This is a genomic window from Sporosarcina ureae DSM 2281 (assembly GCF_000425545.1).
In the GTDB taxonomy this organism is placed as follows: Bacteria; Bacillota; Bacilli; order Bacillales_A; family Planococcaceae; genus Sporosarcina; species Sporosarcina ureae.
The window spans coordinates 1-16,488 of the sequence record NZ_AUDQ01000014.1; the positions used below are offsets into that span (position 1 = coordinate 1).

At 39.8% G+C, this 16,488-nt stretch carries 20 protein-coding genes; 16 read left to right on the plus strand and 4 right to left on the minus strand.

Annotation, left to right across the window (positions count from 1 at the left end; genetic code table 11):
• Nucleotides 1-583 precede the first annotated feature (583 nt).
• The 8 genes from H605_RS19475 (at nucleotide 584) to H605_RS0113000 (ending at nucleotide 6,973) form a co-directional block, all read left to right on the plus strand.
• Nucleotides 584-721, plus strand: coding sequence for a DUF3953 domain-containing protein (locus H605_RS19475; RefSeq protein WP_257788272.1), 138 nt, complete (start codon nucleotides 584-586; stop codon nucleotides 719-721).
• Nucleotides 722-802: 81 nt separating this feature from the next.
• Entirely contained in the window at nucleotides 803-1,366 is a 564-nt protein-coding gene (locus H605_RS0112960) for a DUF6434 domain-containing protein (RefSeq protein ID WP_029054619.1), read from the plus strand.
• 144 nt (nucleotides 1,367-1,510) lie between these two features.
• A complete protein-coding gene (locus H605_RS0112965; protein WP_029054620.1) occupies nucleotides 1,511-1,819 on the plus strand; it encodes a hypothetical protein in 309 nt (102 codons plus the stop codon).
• 445 nt (nucleotides 1,820-2,264) lie between these two features.
• A complete protein-coding gene (locus tag H605_RS0112970) occupies nucleotides 2,265-2,780 on the plus strand; it encodes a hypothetical protein (protein WP_155979532.1) in 516 nt (171 codons plus the stop codon).
• A 599-nt stretch (nucleotides 2,781-3,379) separates the two neighbouring features.
• Nucleotides 3,380-4,168 carry a glutathione-dependent disulfide-bond oxidoreductase gene (yghU, locus tag H605_RS0112980; RefSeq protein ID WP_029054622.1) on the plus strand — a complete coding sequence of 263 codons (789 nt, stop codon included), beginning with the start codon at nucleotides 3,380-3,382 and terminating at the stop codon, nucleotides 4,166-4,168.
• Between the two features lie 421 nt (nucleotides 4,169-4,589).
• Nucleotides 4,590-4,763, plus strand: coding sequence for a hypothetical protein (locus tag H605_RS0112990; protein WP_051210586.1), 174 nt, complete (start codon nucleotides 4,590-4,592; stop codon nucleotides 4,761-4,763).
• Entirely contained in the window at nucleotides 4,750-5,328 is a 579-nt protein-coding gene (locus H605_RS17900; RefSeq protein ID WP_051210587.1) for a Fic/DOC family protein, read from the plus strand. Before H605_RS0112990 ends, H605_RS17900 begins: the two co-directional genes overlap by 14 nt.
• Nucleotides 5,329-5,635: 307 nt before the next feature.
• Nucleotides 5,636-6,973 (plus strand): MATE family efflux transporter, encoded by a 1,338-nt coding sequence (locus tag H605_RS0113000; RefSeq protein WP_029054624.1) that lies wholly within the window; start codon nucleotides 5,636-5,638, stop codon nucleotides 6,971-6,973.
• Nucleotides 6,974-7,681: 708 nt separating this feature from the next.
• Here H605_RS0113000 and H605_RS0113005 read toward each other — a convergent pair.
• Complete coding sequence (locus H605_RS0113005) at nucleotides 7,682-8,083, minus strand: reverse transcriptase-like protein (protein WP_029054625.1); 402 nt, start codon at nucleotides 8,081-8,083, stop codon at nucleotides 7,682-7,684.
• Between the two features lie 109 nt (nucleotides 8,084-8,192).
• Between H605_RS0113005 and H605_RS0113010 the strand changes: the two genes are divergently transcribed.
• Complete coding sequence (locus H605_RS0113010) at nucleotides 8,193-8,390, plus strand: zinc-finger domain-containing protein (RefSeq protein WP_029054626.1); 198 nt, start codon at nucleotides 8,193-8,195, stop codon at nucleotides 8,388-8,390.
• 77 nt (nucleotides 8,391-8,467) lie between these two features.
• Here H605_RS0113010 and H605_RS0113015 read toward each other — a convergent pair whose 3' ends face one another.
• Nucleotides 8,468-8,680: a cold-shock protein gene (locus H605_RS0113015; protein ID WP_029054627.1), complete on the minus strand. Its 213-nt coding sequence runs from the start codon at nucleotides 8,678-8,680 to the stop codon at nucleotides 8,468-8,470.
• A gap of 246 nt (nucleotides 8,681-8,926) precedes the next feature.
• Between H605_RS0113015 and H605_RS0113020 the strand changes: the two genes are divergently transcribed.
• On the plus strand, nucleotides 8,927-9,304 hold the full coding sequence (locus tag H605_RS0113020) for a CidA/LrgA family protein (RefSeq protein WP_029054628.1): 378 nt from the start codon (nucleotides 8,927-8,929) through the stop codon (nucleotides 9,302-9,304).
• Entirely contained in the window at nucleotides 9,301-9,993 is a 693-nt protein-coding gene (locus tag H605_RS0113025) for an LrgB family protein (protein ID WP_029054629.1), read from the plus strand. Before H605_RS0113020 ends, H605_RS0113025 begins: the two co-directional genes overlap by 4 nt.
• A gap of 13 nt (nucleotides 9,994-10,006) precedes the next feature.
• Here the strand turns inward: H605_RS0113025 and H605_RS0113030 are convergent, their stop codons facing one another.
• On the minus strand, nucleotides 10,007-10,546 hold the full coding sequence (locus H605_RS0113030) for a transcription repressor NadR (RefSeq protein ID WP_029054630.1): 540 nt from the start codon (nucleotides 10,544-10,546) through the stop codon (nucleotides 10,007-10,009).
• A 16-nt stretch (nucleotides 10,547-10,562) separates the two neighbouring features.
• A complete protein-coding gene (locus H605_RS0113035; protein WP_029054631.1) occupies nucleotides 10,563-11,714 on the minus strand; it encodes an IscS subfamily cysteine desulfurase in 1,152 nt (383 codons plus the stop codon).
• Nucleotides 11,715-11,822: 108 nt separating this feature from the next.
• Here H605_RS0113035 and nadC point away from each other — a divergent pair, with 108 nt between their 5' ends.
• Genes nadC through H605_RS0113060 form a run of 5 tightly spaced genes read left to right on the plus strand, consistent with a single transcriptional unit; the run spans nucleotide 11,823 to nucleotide 16,476 of the window.
• Complete coding sequence (nadC, locus tag H605_RS0113040; RefSeq protein WP_029054632.1) at nucleotides 11,823-12,671, plus strand: carboxylating nicotinate-nucleotide diphosphorylase; 849 nt, start codon at nucleotides 11,823-11,825, stop codon at nucleotides 12,669-12,671.
• Between the two features lie 5 nt (nucleotides 12,672-12,676).
• Nucleotides 12,677-13,786 carry a quinolinate synthase NadA gene (gene nadA, locus H605_RS0113045; protein WP_029054633.1) on the plus strand — a complete coding sequence of 370 codons (1,110 nt, stop codon included), beginning with the start codon at nucleotides 12,677-12,679 and terminating at the stop codon, nucleotides 13,784-13,786.
• Between the two features lie 46 nt (nucleotides 13,787-13,832).
• Nucleotides 13,833-14,084 carry a hypothetical protein gene (locus H605_RS0113050; protein ID WP_143560733.1) on the plus strand — a complete coding sequence of 84 codons (252 nt, stop codon included), beginning with the start codon at nucleotides 13,833-13,835 and terminating at the stop codon, nucleotides 14,082-14,084.
• 36 nt (nucleotides 14,085-14,120) lie between these two features.
• Nucleotides 14,121-15,212: a glutamate 5-kinase gene (gene proB / locus H605_RS0113055; RefSeq protein ID WP_029054635.1), complete on the plus strand. Its 1,092-nt coding sequence runs from the start codon at nucleotides 14,121-14,123 to the stop codon at nucleotides 15,210-15,212.
• Nucleotides 15,213-15,231: 19 nt separating this feature from the next.
• Nucleotides 15,232-16,476 carry a glutamate-5-semialdehyde dehydrogenase gene (locus H605_RS0113060; RefSeq protein ID WP_029054636.1) on the plus strand — a complete coding sequence of 415 codons (1,245 nt, stop codon included), beginning with the start codon at nucleotides 15,232-15,234 and terminating at the stop codon, nucleotides 16,474-16,476.
• Nucleotides 16,477-16,488: the final 12 nt, after the last annotated feature.

The following is a 16,488-nucleotide window of genomic DNA, read 5'->3' on the forward strand; positions in this document are numbered from 1 at the left end:
CCTTTAACCATTCAAGTATTTGATCTCGATAGGGATCTAACTTCTTACTTCTAGTCTGTAAAGACAATGTGAATTTGAAGAATTCATCTGGTTTCATTTTCCCATAATCAATCACCCTATTTCTAGAAATTTTGAGCTTTCTGGAGATTGCACTGTTAGAGAATCCTTCTTTACGCAATCTATGTATTTCATTGTAAACCATCCACTTTTCCACTTCCTATACCTCTCTTTCTATAGACTAGCTTCAGTATATAGAAAGTAGATTTTTTTGTGGAAAACTGTTGATTCTTATTTGTTGAAAGCTGTTGAATCTAGTTTAACGTTTACAAATACTTCCATTCCAATTGTATATACATACAGAAAAGAGAAGTTTTTATCTCTTTTACAATCATATCAGCCAAGTTCGTAACCTCTTCAATCGGGTGCGTTAAAAGAATTAGGATTGTATAGCGATCTGACCAATTTGGTGAATTAGAAGGGGCGATCTGTTGCTAAGATTCTACATTTTATATTTACTGCATTAGGCATTGCTTTTGCAGCATATGGACTTATTACAAAAGATTTTCAATTCCAAAGTTATATGATGTTGTGCTTAGGTCTAGTGTTTTTAGTGATGAGTATTCGGGAATTTAAAGAAAAACGAAAAGGTTTTGGTTGGCTATGTTTGGCAGCGTCTCTATTAGCTTTGTTCGTTACAGTTCAAGGGTTCTTATTAGGTTAATGGGTGCGATTTTGTATTAAGGATTGTGCCGTTAAAGGGCCAGTTTACAAAATAGAATATGAATTAGGAGTAAGTTATAAAGTGAGACCTAAATTAGAAAAAGAATTAAAAGCAGATGCGTTTCGAGACTTTTATTGGTTGAAAGAGGAATTACAAACTTTTTGCAGAGAACATGGAATGAGTGCATCTGGATCTAAAGTTGAGATTACAGACAGAATTGCTATATTTCTTGAAACAGGGGAAATACAAAAGCCAATAAGGAAGAGAATTTCTTCCTCGCAAGAATCAAAACTGGAAGAGTTACGTTTAGATACGGTTATTTCAGAAAACCATCGTTGTAGTCAGGTAGTTAGAGCTTTTTTTAAATCAGTAATTCCGAAATTTCATTTCTCTACACATATTCAAAATTATCTTAAGGGAAATGTAGGGAAAACATATCGGGATGTGGTTGATGCATGGTACGAGGAAGAAGAAAGAAAAAAAGACTCATTATATAAAAGACAACTAGGTTCACAATTTGAATACAATCAATTTACAAGGGATTATTTTGCAGATCCAAACAATAAGAATAAAAACAGAGAAGATGCAATTGAAGCTTGGAATAATATTAAAGCATTACCTGGGAGCAATAAGTATAAAAGATAACTATTTTCGCATGCCATTTCTCATTATCACAAGGAAATGCTATTCCAAAAACGGGGGCAATTCTGAAATAAAGATTGTGCCGCTAAAGTACCATTTTAAGAATTATGATACTTAAAAGGAATTATTTATTTTAAGAGGTGAAAAATGAAACAAACATTGGGAGCAGGCTTGGAAATGATTCGTATCGCATTTATATTATTAATTATTGGAGGTCTATTAAGTGCCCTTGTGAAATTAATCTATACAGGTTTTGGAATAAACGTAGATGATACTAATGGCGCTTGGCTAGTAGGGGTATCCATTCTAATTATTCTTTTTGTTTTGTATAGAAACAAGCTGCAGTTCTCTGGATTTTACAAAGGCGAAGAAAATGTAAAACTATCAAGAAGAATGAGCACCATTCTAATTTCAAGCTCTATAATAATGTTAATTATTGCTCCCGTTATCCGTTAACAGGGGCGATTCTGTAATAAGGATTGTACCGTTAAAGGGGCAAAGAAGGGAATGATCAGAGTGGGAAATTCTGTTTTGTGGTCAAAAAAATTTATACCAGTTTATTTTGTAGTAGCATTTTTAAGCTTTCTGCTCTTCAATAATTACATACAAGCCCATTTATTAAGCACTTTATTAATTATTCTTCCTGTTACTGGTGTAGGTATAGCCAGTATCATATTTAATTCAAAAAGAAATAAATCCACTTAAATATAATAAACTGCAACCGGGCGCAATTAATGAATTAGGTTTGACCTTCAAACGGGCCAAATTGATGAGTAAAAGAAGATGAATTGTAATGATAATTGAATCATTATAGAAACGAATTGCGAAAATAAAACAAATGGAGGGAAATGTCATATCAAATAAAAATGTCAAAGTGTTCAAAGTGTCATTAGTTAGTTTTATGTTGCTACTTACTGGGGTACTGTTCGCTGCCTGTTCAAATACCGAGGCAGGGGATCCAAATGTAAGTATTGTCGAAAAAGTCCTAATGCTTCAGTTCAACGGTCCTGACGAAAAGATTATGGATTTGCTTCAAAATCCTGAGTACACAAAGGTCGTAGATGGTAAGGAAGTCAATGAAGAGTTCGATAAGTATGTCACAGAAGTATACGGAGATTATTTTACAGAAGACTATCTAGTCCCATTTTTTCAAACGTCAGGGCTAATTTATCCGACTGCGGCAGAATTTTCTGGTTACGAATTAAATTTGAAAGACACTGTCGTTAAACAAACTGAAAAGGATTCCAACAGATATACCTTCACTGCAACTGTCGGCTATTTAAAAGATGGTGAGAAAGAAAAGACAGCGGATGTATCGGGATTGGTTCTGTTCTCTACTAAGGAAAAGGGGGGAATCGGCCAGTTTGATTATGGTGAAGACAACGGACTTTCTAAAGAATTATCTTCAGGTGAATAAACTCTTCAATCGGTACGTTTGTTAAATAGTCTGCAAACATAGTGTTCACTACAATAAAACGAAATGAAGAGATTGGAGGTAAGCCCTTTTTAGGAGAACAGTTCTATAACCAAGTAGGAAAATCATGTACTTTTGTAATTCCAGGACTGAGAGGGTTTAGTTTGTTTTTTGTGGTTTTGACATTACCGATATATTTCATTGTGGCAAACATATTTGTAGGCTTATTTATAGATAGAATATGGTTTGTTTTTACGATTAGCTTCATTTTCAACGGCTTTGGAATGGGTTGGCGTTTATGGCTTGAATGGGGAGAAGTCGCTTTAGTTGAACATACGAGTCCGGCAGTTTATAGAAGTTATACCACTATTAGCGCTATCGTTACTACAATATTTTACATCATTGGCAATTCCATAGTTAGAAAATAGTCAACTTTTCATTAAGATTGTTGAGGAAGTTTACCCAGTTACCTTTTTTAGAGGACAGTTTAGTTTAAGATTAATAACGATATGCTGTAATATAAATAGTTAGCAAACTATGGGAATAATTTCAGACTGTTAGTATGATGGAGTTAATAAATAGATAGTAGGAGGAGTGTTCAAATGACAAAATATGAATTATCAAACGTGTGGAAGTGGGAAGAAGAGAATTCAAATAGATGGGGGAATCGTCCGACAGCTGGTGAACGTTTTGAACAAAAACTACCAATCGGAGAGGCACCGTTCCAACTCTATTCACTCGGAACACCGAACGGAATTAAAGTGACGATTATGCTGGAAGAATTAAAAGAGTTGGATGTCGATGGTGCAGATTATGATTTGTATGAAATCAATATTGGAGCTGAGGAACAATTTGGTTCGGATTTCGTCAAGATCAATCCTAATTCTAAGATCCCAGCCTTAGTCGATCAAAGTCAAAGTCCACGCGTGGAAATTTTTGAATCAGGATCGATTTTGCTTTACTTGGCTGAGAAATTTAATCAACTGATCCCGACAGATATTCATGGACGAACAGAAACCCTTAATTGGCTATTCTGGCAAATTGGGTCGGGCCCTTATGTTGGTGGAGGGTTTGGTCACTTTTTTGCTTATGCGCCAGAGCCTATGAAATACCCAATTGATCGTTTTACTATGGAAACGAAACGTCAAGTAGACTTACTAGATAAAATATTAGCTCAGCGTTCTTATATTGCTGGCGACACTTATACTATTGCAGATATTGCGATCTGGTCTTGGTACGGACGTTTAGCTTTGGGGAAATTGTATGAAGGCTCTTATGAATTTTTAAACATGGATGAATATACTCATCTCTTGGAATGGTCTCATCGCATTGCGAAACGACCAGGCGTTCAAAAAGGTCTTGCAGCAGAGTATCAGTCGCTTGGGGAGTAGTTTCAAAAAAACAATATATGGATGTTTTTCTTCCTTAGATTAGAATTGAAACCTTATATAGACATATTCAGGACAACGGTATCTTGAATAGGAAGAGAGATTCATTTTATTTATAGAAATGAAAATTACTATATTGGTGTTGGAACAGGTAGATTTATGTTTTGGAAGTTTTATGATTCTGCAAGTGAAATTATAAGAGAAGACAGCGAGGATTTACTTCGAAAAGTTATTTTCGATGGGAAACAAATAAAGGAAGTTTGGAACTTACTGAAGATTGATAATATTTTCTAGATAATGGGTTGTTCAACCAGCAATCGGATACGATCCCGTAAGAAGGATTTGGTCATACGTCTAATTAGTAATTACCCAATTAGAACTGTATAATATAAGGTAAGGTTATACTGATAAGGGGGTTGTTTATATGAAGGCATTAGATCTTGATTCAAAAGAATTTAAACGAGTGATGCATAATCTTCATCTCGAAAATTTAAATATTTCTTCTGATATGCAGGAAAAAGTCTTAGAACTCATAAATACAAAGACTTCAATTACCCCTACTTTAATTAAGGATATATTGCGGCATGGGAAAATATAATGATGAAGAAAATGATGATTACCTAATAAAACACAATTTATTGGAGATTCATTCTCATAAAGAACTCGAAAGAGCAGAGGCATTGGCGTTTTCTCTTCGTGCGATGGCACTAGAACAAAACGATTTCATATTCGAATCATTTACCTTGAAAAAGTTTCAAGAGTTGCATCATTATCTATTTCAAGATATCTACCCGTTTGCAGGAGACTTTAGAGATGTTCAACTCATGAAAGGTGCTACTCGTTTCTGTCAAGTTCAATTCTTGAATAGCTATGCAAGTGACTTGTTTATGGGGTTAAATGAGGAACCTCTTTGGAATTCACTGAATGAAGCTGCGGATCGTTTAGCTTACTTTAAAGCAGAATTAAATATGTTGCATCCTTTTCGTGAGGGGAATGGGAGAACTATCCGGATTTTTCTACATGCTTACGCAATGAGTAGAGGAATTGAGTGGTCGTATGAAACGCTCGAGAGTGAAAAGTATCTGCATGCTATGATTCAGTCTGTCACCGATTTAAAGTCACTAAGAGAAGTATTCTTGGAAACGATTCAATACGTTGAATAATATAACGGGCACTGATCTTTCACACAGATTAGTGCCCATATTTCATAGTAGAAGTTTACTATTAATCAACCTATTTGTAGTGCCTTTTGAAAGAAATCTTCGGACATGGCAATGGATAGTTCAGGATAAAATGTAATAGATGTTATAGCTATGCAAACTAGAAAGACATTAACGTTGGAGTTGTTGTAAGAAGTATATAACCAGGCATAATTTTTACATAAGACATTAAACAGCTTTTCCGAAATAGATCGCTGAAATTTTAAAAAGAACAAGTGGTAAGTTTTTATTAAATGCGGGGAGGAAAAGGATGGTAAGGCAGCAGGATTTCACAGAAGGAAATATAATAAAACAACTCATGCTTTTTTCAGGACCCATTATGATAACAAATTTACTACAAGCATCCTATCAATTGATCGATAGCTTGTGGGTTGGGAATTTAATTGGTGCGGATGCACTTGGTGCTGTGGCTATTTCCGGGACGATTATCTTTACGGTTTTGTCATTCGTCATCGGCTTGAACAATGCCGCACTAACGATTTTATCCCAACAAAAAGGCAGAGGTAGCGAGTCAGGACTTCGGCGTTATTTGAATGCATTTGTCGTTCTGATTTCCGGCATGTCAATCGTGCTCGGTATTGCAGGATTTATATTTGTGGAACCACTCTTGCTTTTACTTGGAACTCCCGAAGAGATGTTGGCGATGGGCGTTTCGTATTTGCGAATTAATTTCATCGGGATCCTTTTCTTATTCGGCTATAATTTTATTGGTACCGTGTTCAGGTCGGTAGGCGACTCGAAGACACCGCTTTATTTTGTGTTAGCCGCAGTTATTTTAAACACAGTACTTGATCCTTTATTTATTTACGTCTTTGGATGGGGAGTTCAAGGCGCTGCTTATGCAACGATATTATCACAGGGAATCGCATTTGCCGCTGGCGCTATTTATTCAGTGCGTAAAAGCTTGGTACCATTTTCAAAACCACATATTCCAGCGCGCCGAGAAGTACTCGATATATTGAAGTTGGGAATTCCTGCGGGTTTACAGATGAGCGTCATTTCGGCTGGTGTGATGGCAATTATGAGTGTAGTCGCATCATTCGGGCCAGCAGTTGTCGCGGGATACGGGGCGGCACAAAGATTGGATAGTTTAATTATGCTGCCGGCCCAAGCACTCGGAACTGCGGTCAATAGTATGGCGGGTCAAAATATCGGGGCAGGCAAATGGGACCGGGTTCACAAAATTACGTTGTACGGGTTTATATATAATTTGATAGTCATGTTTGCAATCGCAATTCTAATCATCCTATTTGCAGATTATGGGATTAAGCTGTTCATAACAGAACCGGAAGCTGCTGATTTTGGTATAAACTATTTAAAGGCAATTGCATTATTTTATCCTTTTCTAGGCATTAATTTTGTTTTAAATGGGGCTGTCCGTGCAGCGGGAGCCATGTTCCAAGTGCTTGTGCTAAACATCATTTCTTTTTGGATTCTTCGTTTTCCAATTACGTATATATTGTCAGGCATAATGGGTGAGAAAGGAATTGCACTCGGGATGGGCGTCAGTTTTGTTAGTAGTAGTATCGCGGCCTTTATGTATTACCGATATGGAAAATGGCAAGAAGCCGAAACTTTCGGGAAATGAATCAGTCGACTAGAGTGGAAAGTAATGGATATCGAAAGTGTAAAGACCGTTTATTGAACTTAATTAAAACATCGGCAATGAAATATATATATTGCCAAAACAGCAGGGCTATGTAAAATTAGTTCACGAAATGCCGTTTTTAATGAGGTTGATATGTGGAATAAAAAACATGTAACGGGCTATCGTCTTGTCGATAATTAGGAGGTCATACTCTTGCAAAGTACACGGAGATTAGGAATGATTTCTTTTATTAGTCTACTTATAGGACTGACTTTTCTAAGCCTTTTTATTTTTTCGGGTAGACTATTCATTACAATGCCACTTGGATTTATCCTTCTTGTATTCTCATTCGTTTTATCCTTGTTCAGCAGAAAAGACAAATTCGGGAGAGTATCACTTTACGCTTTCCCAATAACCTTAGTCATCTACTTATTGTTCTTCGTAGTCGTGTATTTATTTTGGCATACACCATAACGCACTCGTGAGGTGTTTACTGAATAGTGTTTGACGCACTCACGTAGTTGATCTAAAAGAAGGACGGTGTTCTCCGCCCGTAAGATACACGTCCGGCTGCAGCGACGGGTCGCAACCACTTAAGCCTTGCAAGAAAGGTCGTCATGAAGCACGAGCTTTCCGAATAAAAATAACGCAGTAGCAGTACACTCTTTTAATGACGGTTATAATAGACAACTAAATATTTCACTCACTTCATTCCTTTTGCTTCTTCTGCATCAATATCGCCTGCCGGGCAAGCGTATCTGCCGTCTTGTTTGTACTGTCCGCAATCCACTTTATAAAGAAAAAATCAAATGTTGCTGCGAGACTCAATGCCTCTTTCAAATGAGGTGCATACTGCTCATTCTTCACAAATTCCTTTTCCATCGATTGCACGACCACCGTCGAATCCGACCTTACAGACACCATACCGGTTGTCAGTTTAGACGCCTCCTCAAGACCTCTTACTAGCGCTTGAAACTCCGCGTGGTGATTGTTCGTTGGCTCAATCGGTTCACTAATCCGCACATCCTGACCTTCTCCTTTAATATACACACCAATTCCGCTCAACCCAGGATTACCTGCGCTAGCACCATCTATGTACACTTCTAACATGAAATTTTCCGCTCCAATCTGGCAATCAATTGTAAATAACTTAGAAACACTTGCAACATCCCGTCAGCCAACTTACAATAGAAGGAAGAAAGGTGGGAGTTCTTTTCTAATGGATAAAGTAGTTGTTATGAAAGAAATTAATCAATTGCTTGATATATATTGTGAAGGTTGTTACGTCAAAAAACAACTAACAAACGAACGAGGCAAAACAGGCGCTCACCAATTTTGTATTTCCGACTGTACTGTAGGAGACCAGCTGCAATTCCTTGGAAGAGAAATCAACAAGATCAGTACGGCCTCCAAATAAATAATGAAAAAAGCATCCCGCAACTGCGTGGATGCTTTGTTTATGTTAGAAACTCAGCTGTTTGCGCCGAGATGAGGTTACACTTCATCCTCAAGAGTCAATACGTTAGCCGCCTGTGGACCACGATTTCCTTCAATTACTTCAAAAGAAACTGTTTGACCTTCAGCCAGTGTCTTGAATCCATCGGTAGTAATTCCGGTAAAATGTACAAAAATGTCTTCCCCGTCATCCGCTTCGATAAATCCATATCCTTTGTCACTGCTGAACCACTTCACTTTACCTTGGTGCATAATAATTCCTCCTCGGCAATTAGAAATCCATCTCCACGCGTAACGTACAAGCCTATTATTGACAACTTGCCCAATACGGCTTCTTACACTATACATGAGTAGGATAAAAGTGTCAACGCTAGGAAGAATATTCTGATTACCATTCAGTAATAACAAGGAAAGTATTGGTTTTTATCTGACTATTCCCTATAATGAAGAAGTATTCCTTTTTATCGACATATAAGAATTAGGTAAGGAAGTGTTAGAGTGAAAATTATCATCACACTATTGCAAGTAGGATTTTTATACATACTATTTCTAGCAGGAGAGTTTTTACGGGCGAAACTATCCATTCCATTGCCAGGAAGCATTATCGGTTTGCTCGTATTATGGGGACTGTTATCGATCCAAATCATTCCACTTCGCTGGGTGGAAAAAGGCGCGTATGTATTCCTATCGACTTTGCCGCTTTATCTAATTCCGGCTACGGTTGGTGTGATGGATTATGGCCATGTTTTTGCCGGCAAAGGAAGTCTACTAATCTTGATCACAATCGGCAGTACATTGATCACAATGGTCGTCGCAAGTCTTGTCAGTCAATCTATTGCCAAGCGTCATGTGAAAGAGGAGGGGACGCTTTCATGAATACAGTAGTACTTGCCCTGACAATGATATTGTTAACAGTTATTCTTTATTTTGTGATGAACGCCGTCTACGTCAGGTTACGTTCCCCTTTTCTAGTCCCTATTCTGACAACGACTATCGTAGTTATAATCGTATTATTGTTATTCAATGCGTCATATGAAACGTATATGGTAGGAGGCAAGTGGATCGATGCATTGCTTGGCCCTGCCATTGTTTCACTTTGTATCCCGCTATATAAGCAGAGGGATCTCATCAAGAAAAATTTGTTGCCGATCTTCGGTGGAGTCGTTGTAGGAGGAATTGTCGGGATGTTGACAGGTGTCCTAGCAGCAAGATTCGTTGGGTTTTCAACTGAACTTTTAGCGAGTATTTTACCGAAATCCATTACGTCGCCAATCGCAATGCAAATAGCAGAAGAACTCGGTGGTATTCCTTCGTTAGCGACGGTATTGGTCATAATCGCCGGACTCGCTGGAATCCTTATGGGACCTTGGATCAATCGCTGGTTCAAAATTGATACAGCGATTGGTCAAGGCATTGGTCTCGGGGTCGGTGCGCATGCAATCGGAACTTCTAAAGCGCTAGAATACGGAGAACAAACGGCTTCCATGAGCTCGGTCGCCATGACATTATCAGCCATTATCGGCGCACTTGCGGGGCCTTTATTCGGTATATGGTTATTTCCATAGAAAAGCGGAATTCCTATTCAATTAGGAATCCCGCTTTTTTTAATGCTTCTTCTGCATCATGTAGTTGTTCTGCTCGTGGAGCGGAAATAGCGTGTAAATGAATGCCACTCTCGTCCAAATTCAATAGATAAGGAGCTTGTGCCTGTTGAATCTGTTCAATGAATATCTTCACTTCTTGCCGATTCGATACCATGATGGATGCACGCACATCGCCATACACAGGATGTTCTACACGGACATCTCTCACGGTTACGCCGTGGTCGACTAAAATATGCAACTCTTCTTCCGTTTGATTAGGTGTATGTTTGCAGACAATAATTTTTTCCACGTCTTTTACTTTTTTAGTTGACTGTGTATATAAGTATCCTTGATTTGTCGCCATGATAGGTTCATTTTTTGCCTTCAATAAATTAATATCACTGACGATTACTTGTCTGCTGACTTTTGTCAAATCACCTAGTACTGCACCCGTTACGGGATGATTTGCTTCTTTCAATGTCTGGAGAATTAAATCACGGCGCTGTTCTCCTGCCACTTTTGCTTTTTTACGCAAAACTCTCACCTGCTATCTATAAAATATCTATCGGGGTTTGTGCAGTATGTGCTAATACCGCCACTTCGAGCAACGCTTTTGCTAATTGGGTGACGTTTTCACTAGTCGATGTCTCGCCAAATGAAATCCGAACAAATCCTTTCGCCAAGTGGGCGGGTATATTCATCGCGCTCATCGTCATAGATGACTGTTGCTGACCGACTTGACAAGCACTGCCTGTCGACACCGCAAATCCTCTTCTATTTAATTCTAACATAATGAGCTGTCCTTCTGAGTGTTTGGCGCATAGTCCGATAATTTGCGGAAGTTGTTCAGATGGCCGGGGACTAGTATAGAAAGTGAACAAATCTTGATGTGTAGAAAGTATATTCATGAACAGAGAGCGTAATGCGAGATACTTTGCTTCATTCGTATTTGCCATTTCAGCTGCCGTCACGAATGCAGCAATTCCTGGTACGTTCACCGTTCCACCTCTGAATCCTTTCTCTTGTGTAGCCCCTGGAAATAATGGAACTGCGCGAATACGTGGATCTAGATAAACTGCCCCGACGCCTTTTGGACCGTGCACTTTATGGCTGGATACCGACAAGCTGTCTATATAAGGAGCGATGTCACGCACAGATAATTTACCGAATGATTGTACACAGTCACTATGCAAATAAATTCCTTTCGGTTTTACTAATTCCGATATGGATCGAATTGGTTGAATCGTACCAATTTCCGGATTGCAGTGCTGCACCGATACGACAGTCGTTTGTTCTGTAATGGCCTCTTCAAGTGCTTGTAAATCGATGATGCCTTTCGTAGTAAAAGGAATCAACGTAGTGTGGAAGCCTTGTCCTTCAAGGTACGCTGCAGCTGAATGGAGGGAAGGGTGTTCGGCAGCAGAAAGAATAATATGTTGTCCTTTGTTCTTTGCAGATTCAGCCAAAGATACTAGTGCGAGTGTGTTACTTTCCGTACCGCCTGAAGTGAAGTATACCCCTTCAGAACGCACGCCAAGAAGGACAGATAGTTGTTGTCTGCTATGGGCCAATACATTTTGTGCAGCCCCTCCAGTATCATGTAGACTCGTTGTGTTGCCAAAATGTTGTTGTGAGACCGACACATAAACTGAGGCGGCTTCTTCACGAAGAGGCGTCGTGGCAGCGTAATCAAAGTAATGCAAATGAATGACCTCCTGCAATAAATAATATATTCATCTTGTCATATAACTGTATATATGTAAAGATAGATGCAAAGACACTAGGTTGAAAGAAAGGTCGTAGGAACGCAGATGAATAGAATCAAATTGGTCTCAATGCTTGAACAGTTTTTCATAGAAGATGTAGGAGATGGTGATCTATCGGCTAATTCATTATTTCCTGCTCATGCGAAAGGTGAAATGCAAATTATTTCTAAATTTTCAGGAGTGTTTTGCGGGGAAGATGTCATCACGACAGGTTTTCACGTGATGAATCCATCTATAGAAGTCACGTGTCTCGTAGAAGATGGGGAAAGAATAACAGACAAACAAGTACTTGCTATTGCGAAAGGTCCTGTCAGAAGTCTATTGTCTGCAGAACGAGTAGTACTAAATTGTATCCAGCGCATGAGTGCGATTGCGACGAAAACTGCTGAGTTAACCGCACGCTTATCCGCAACAAAGACAAGAGTTTGTGATACACGCAAGACGGCCCCTGGACTTCGTATGCTAGATAAATATGCAGTTCGAGCGGGTGGCGGATTTAATCATCGTAACGGCTTATACGACGCAGTGATGCTAAAAGATAATCACTTGGCATATGCGGGTTCTATAACGAATGCCGTGCAACTCGTAAGATCACGATTAGGTCATACGGTAAAAATAGAAGTAGAAATCGAATCGCTAGCGCAACTGCAAGAAGCTGTTGAAGCAAACGTGGATATTATTATGTTCGATAACCGGACGCCGGAACAAATTATGGACTGGTTACCGCTCGAACCTCCGCATATCATAACCGAAGCTTCAGGCATGATTACAGAAGATACGATCGTTTCTTACGGCAAGACAGGAATTGATTACATATCGGTCGGCGCTCTAACGCATTCGGTAATTGCCGCTGATATTAGTGCGACTATACAACTCACTACGCAGGAGGACTGAAGAATATGTCGATGTTGGATCTTGTAAAAGAGCAAGCAAATGCAATGTTGCCCGAAAGGTACAAACACTATACGGTTAGTGAAATGGAGGATAAAATTCGGGCGATTAAACAAACACTAGGTGACAAATTATTTATTCCAGGCCATCACTACCAGAAGAATGAAGTGATTCAATTTGCGGATGCTACAGGAGATTCATTGCAATTAGCGCAAATCTGCGCAGCGAATGAACAAGCCGAACATATCGTGTTTTGTGGTGTGCACTTCATGGCAGAAACGGCAGATATCTTAACAACGGAAAAACAACAAGTCTATTTACCTGACATGCGTGCCGGTTGTTCGATGGCAGATATGGCAGATATCTACCAGACGGAACGAGCGTGGAAAGACTTGCAAGAACGTTTTGGAGATACAATTCTTCCATTGACTTACGTGAATTCGACGGCAGCAATTAAGGCATTCGTCGGACGCAATGGGGGCGCGACAGTCACTTCGTCAAACGCCAAAGAAATCGTTCAATGGGCGTTCACACAGAAGAAACGAATTTTATTCTTACCGGATCAGCATTTGGGGCGTAACACAGCGTATGGACTCGGTGTGCCTCTCGATCATATGGCGGTATGGAATCCTATTCACGATAGTCTTGAATACGATGGAGAAAGCGAAGAGTGTCAAGTGATTTTATGGAAAGGACATTGCTCCGTTCATGAAAATTTCACGGTGGAAAATATACGTCAGTTACGTGAAAATGATCCCGAGCGTCGAATTATCGTTCATCCCGAATGCTCACATGAAGTTGTGATGAAGTCTGATGATGACGGTTCAACAAAGTATATTATTGATCAAATTGAAGCAGCCGCACCTGGTACAAAATGGGCGATTGGCACAGAAATGAATTTAGTTAATCGTTTGATAGAAAATCACCCTGACTTAGATATCATTTCATTAAATCCTTTAATGTGTCCTTGTTTGACAATGAACCGTATCGATTTACCACATTTACTATGGAGTCTTGAAAGTATTATGGAAGGCACGGAGCAAAACATTATACAAGTGGATGCAGTTACTTCTGCAGATGCGATCGATGCGTTAGACCGGATGCTACAACGAAAGTGACGCAGCAGTGCTTGACAATTACTCTGAATATTGTATGATTGGGGAAATGATATGGAACGTTGAAGAAGGACCAGTAGATAAAATAGCATGTGTTAGAGAGCGGAAACCATCGGCTGGAAGTTTCCGTCGCAATGCCTTGTCGAACCTGCCTTTTGAGTCCTGTGTAAACACAGGCGCGCACCTTGGCGTTAAAAGGAAAGTGGGATTCGTGAAGATGAATCCAATGATGGTGGCACCGCGGAAGTTACGTCCTTTCGTCCTGATTGTATCGGGACGATTGGGCTTTTTTATTGTATAAAAGTAGATGTTATGTAGAAATGGCAGGAGAATTCATATGAAAAGACAACGAATCGTTGTGAAAATTGGTAGCAGCTCGTTAACGAATGATAATGGAGAAATCGATCAGGTAAAATTCAATGATCATGTCGATGCCTTGGCGATGTTAAAAAACGTTGGGCATGAAGTCATTGTCGTCTCGTCAGGAGCGGTGGCGGCAGGCTTTGCGCGTCTCGGCTATTCCTCCCGTCCACAGACGATTAAAGGTAAACAAGCCGCAGCGGCAGTAGGTCAGAGCTTGTTGATACAATCCTATATCGAAAGATTCAGCGCACATAAAGTCATACCGGCACAGATCTTATTGACGCGTCATGACTTTGCCGACCGTGATCGATACCGCAACGCTTTTGCGGCAATGTCCGAATTGCTTGACCGTGGTATCATGCCGATTATTAATGAAAACGATACGGTATCCATTGACGAGTTAACTTTTGGTGATAATGATATGCTATCCGCATTAGTCAGTGGCTTTCTGCACGCTGATCAGTTGATTATATTAACCGATGTCAACGGCATCTACACAAGTAATCCACGAACAGATCCAGACGCTGTACGATTGACGAAGTTGGATGAAATTTCAGATGAACTGCTTGGTGGCGCTGATGATATCGGTTCGAAAGTCGGTACTGGCGGTATGCGTTCGAAGTTACTAGCTGCAAGAACCGCTCACACGTTAGCCGTTCCGGTCTTCATCGGAACAGGACGCGGTCCATCAAAATTGCTAGATATTTTAAAAGGTTATGGAGACGGCACGTATATTTCCAGTCCTGCTGCCAATACGATCAATACGAACCGCCAATGGATTGCACTTCATTCCGAATCGACTGGACGTCTATACGTCGATAAAGGCGCTGAAGAAGCGATTGTACATAATGGACGCAGTTTATTACCAGCCGGCGTCTTTAAAGTCCAGGGTGAATTTGGGATTGGGGAAGTAGTGGAAGTGTTCGGTTTAGATGGATTGATCGGTAAAGGTGAAGTTACTTATTCGTCTGAGCAATTAAAACAAACGATTTCTAATAAGGATAAACTGGAAGAATTCAAACCCATGCTAGAAGTCATTCACCGTGACCGCTGGGTACAAGTATAATCAAAGGGGAGAATGGATTATGAGTGAGATTAGAGATAAAGGAAAGGCCGCAAAAGAAGCGAGTATTGTATTGAACGTGGCGACAACTGAAGAGAAAAACCACGCATTGCAATTGATTGCAGAGCAATTAATAGAAGAACAAGATCAATTGCTCATTGAAAATAAAAAAGATATTGAAGAAGGTCGTGAAAAAGGCATCGATTCGGCGGTTCTAGACCGTATTTTATTAACGCCCGAAAGAATCGAAGCCATGGCGGAAGGTGTTCGTCTACTCATTGATTTACACGATCCAATTGGAGAAACACTGGAAGAAATTCACAAGGAAAATGGATTACATATTGTCAAGAAGCGCGTGCCAATCGGTGTCATCGCTATGATTTATGAAGCACGTCCAAATGTTACGATTGACGCGGCGTCTTTAGCATTGAAAACAGGCAATGCGGTCGTGTTGCGCGGAAGTTCTTCTGCTAAATTTTCCAATTTGGCCCTATGGCGTGTCATTCAACGAGGGCTTGAAAAAAGTTCATTGCCAGTGGATTCTGTTCAATTAATAGAAGACACAAGTCGAGAAACAGCGAAAGAATTGTTCACACTTAATGACTATTTAGATGTCTTAATTCCACGTGGCGGTGCGAAGCTAATTCAGACTGTGATCCGTGAATCTACAGTACCCGTCATTGAAACGGGTGCAGGGAATTGCCATATATTTATCGATGAATCTGCTGACGAGAAGATGGCAATTGATATAGTTGTGAATGCCAAAACACAACGTCCATCAGTTTGTAATGCCATCGAAACAGTTTTGATTGATTCCAACTGGTTAGCGCAACATGGGAAGAATTTGATCAAAGCTTTACAAGAACAAGATGTTCAATTACAAGGTGACGATACGCTACAGGCATTTGATTCGAATATCGCAGCTGTTGAACAAAATGATTGGTCAAGTGAATACTTGGACTTGACATTACGCGTAAAGAGCGTGGAAAATGTACAGCAAGCACTAGAGCATATTGCTACATACAGTACGAAGCATTCGGAGAGCATTATTACACAGACGGACGCACATGCTGAGCAATTTTTGAATAGCGTAGATGCGGCGGCTGTTTACGTGAATGCCTCCACTCGCTTTACGGATGGTTTCGAATTCGGGTATGGTGCAGAAATTGGTATTAGTACACAAAAGCTTCACGCAAGAGGTCCGATGGGATTAGAAGCACTGACTTCTTCAAAATTTGTGATTCGAGGAACCGGACAAATCAGATAATATGCAGGAGGG

Bases quoted from the DNA above. Each gene is read 5' to 3' on its own strand.
- H605_RS19475 (WP_257788272.1), top strand. From the start codon at position 584: ATGTTGTGCTTAGGTCTAGTGTTTTTAGTGATGAGTATTCGGGAATTT.
- H605_RS0112965 (WP_029054620.1), top strand. From the start codon at position 1,511: ATGAAACAAACATTGGGAGCAGGCTTGGAAATGATTCGTATCGCATTT.
- H605_RS0112970 (WP_155979532.1), top strand. From the start codon at position 2,265: ATGTTGCTACTTACTGGGGTACTGTTCGCTGCCTGTTCAAATACCGAG.
- yghU (WP_029054622.1), top strand. From the start codon at position 3,380: ATGACAAAATATGAATTATCAAACGTGTGGAAGTGGGAAGAAGAGAAT.
- H605_RS0112990 (WP_051210586.1), top strand. From the start codon at position 4,590: ATGAAGGCATTAGATCTTGATTCAAAAGAATTTAAACGAGTGATGCAT.
- H605_RS17900 (WP_051210587.1), top strand. From the start codon at position 4,750: ATGGGAAAATATAATGATGAAGAAAATGATGATTACCTAATAAAACAC.
- H605_RS0113000 (WP_029054624.1), top strand. From the start codon at position 5,636: ATGGTAAGGCAGCAGGATTTCACAGAAGGAAATATAATAAAACAACTC.
- H605_RS0113005 (WP_029054625.1), bottom strand. From the start codon at position 8,083: ATGTTAGAAGTGTACATAGATGGTGCTAGCGCAGGTAATCCTGGGTTG.
- H605_RS0113010 (WP_029054626.1), top strand. From the start codon at position 8,193: ATGGATAAAGTAGTTGTTATGAAAGAAATTAATCAATTGCTTGATATA.
- H605_RS0113015 (WP_029054627.1), bottom strand. From the start codon at position 8,680: ATGCACCAAGGTAAAGTGAAGTGGTTCAGCAGTGACAAAGGATATGGA.
- H605_RS0113025 (WP_029054629.1), top strand. From the start codon at position 9,301: ATGAATACAGTAGTACTTGCCCTGACAATGATATTGTTAACAGTTATT.
- nadC (WP_029054632.1), top strand. From the start codon at position 11,823: ATGAATAGAATCAAATTGGTCTCAATGCTTGAACAGTTTTTCATAGAA.
- nadA (WP_029054633.1), top strand. From the start codon at position 12,677: ATGTCGATGTTGGATCTTGTAAAAGAGCAAGCAAATGCAATGTTGCCC.
- H605_RS0113050 (WP_143560733.1), top strand. From the start codon at position 13,833: ATGATATGGAACGTTGAAGAAGGACCAGTAGATAAAATAGCATGTGTT.
- proB (WP_029054635.1), top strand. From the start codon at position 14,121: ATGAAAAGACAACGAATCGTTGTGAAAATTGGTAGCAGCTCGTTAACG.
- H605_RS0113060 (WP_029054636.1), top strand. From the start codon at position 15,232: ATGAGTGAGATTAGAGATAAAGGAAAGGCCGCAAAAGAAGCGAGTATT.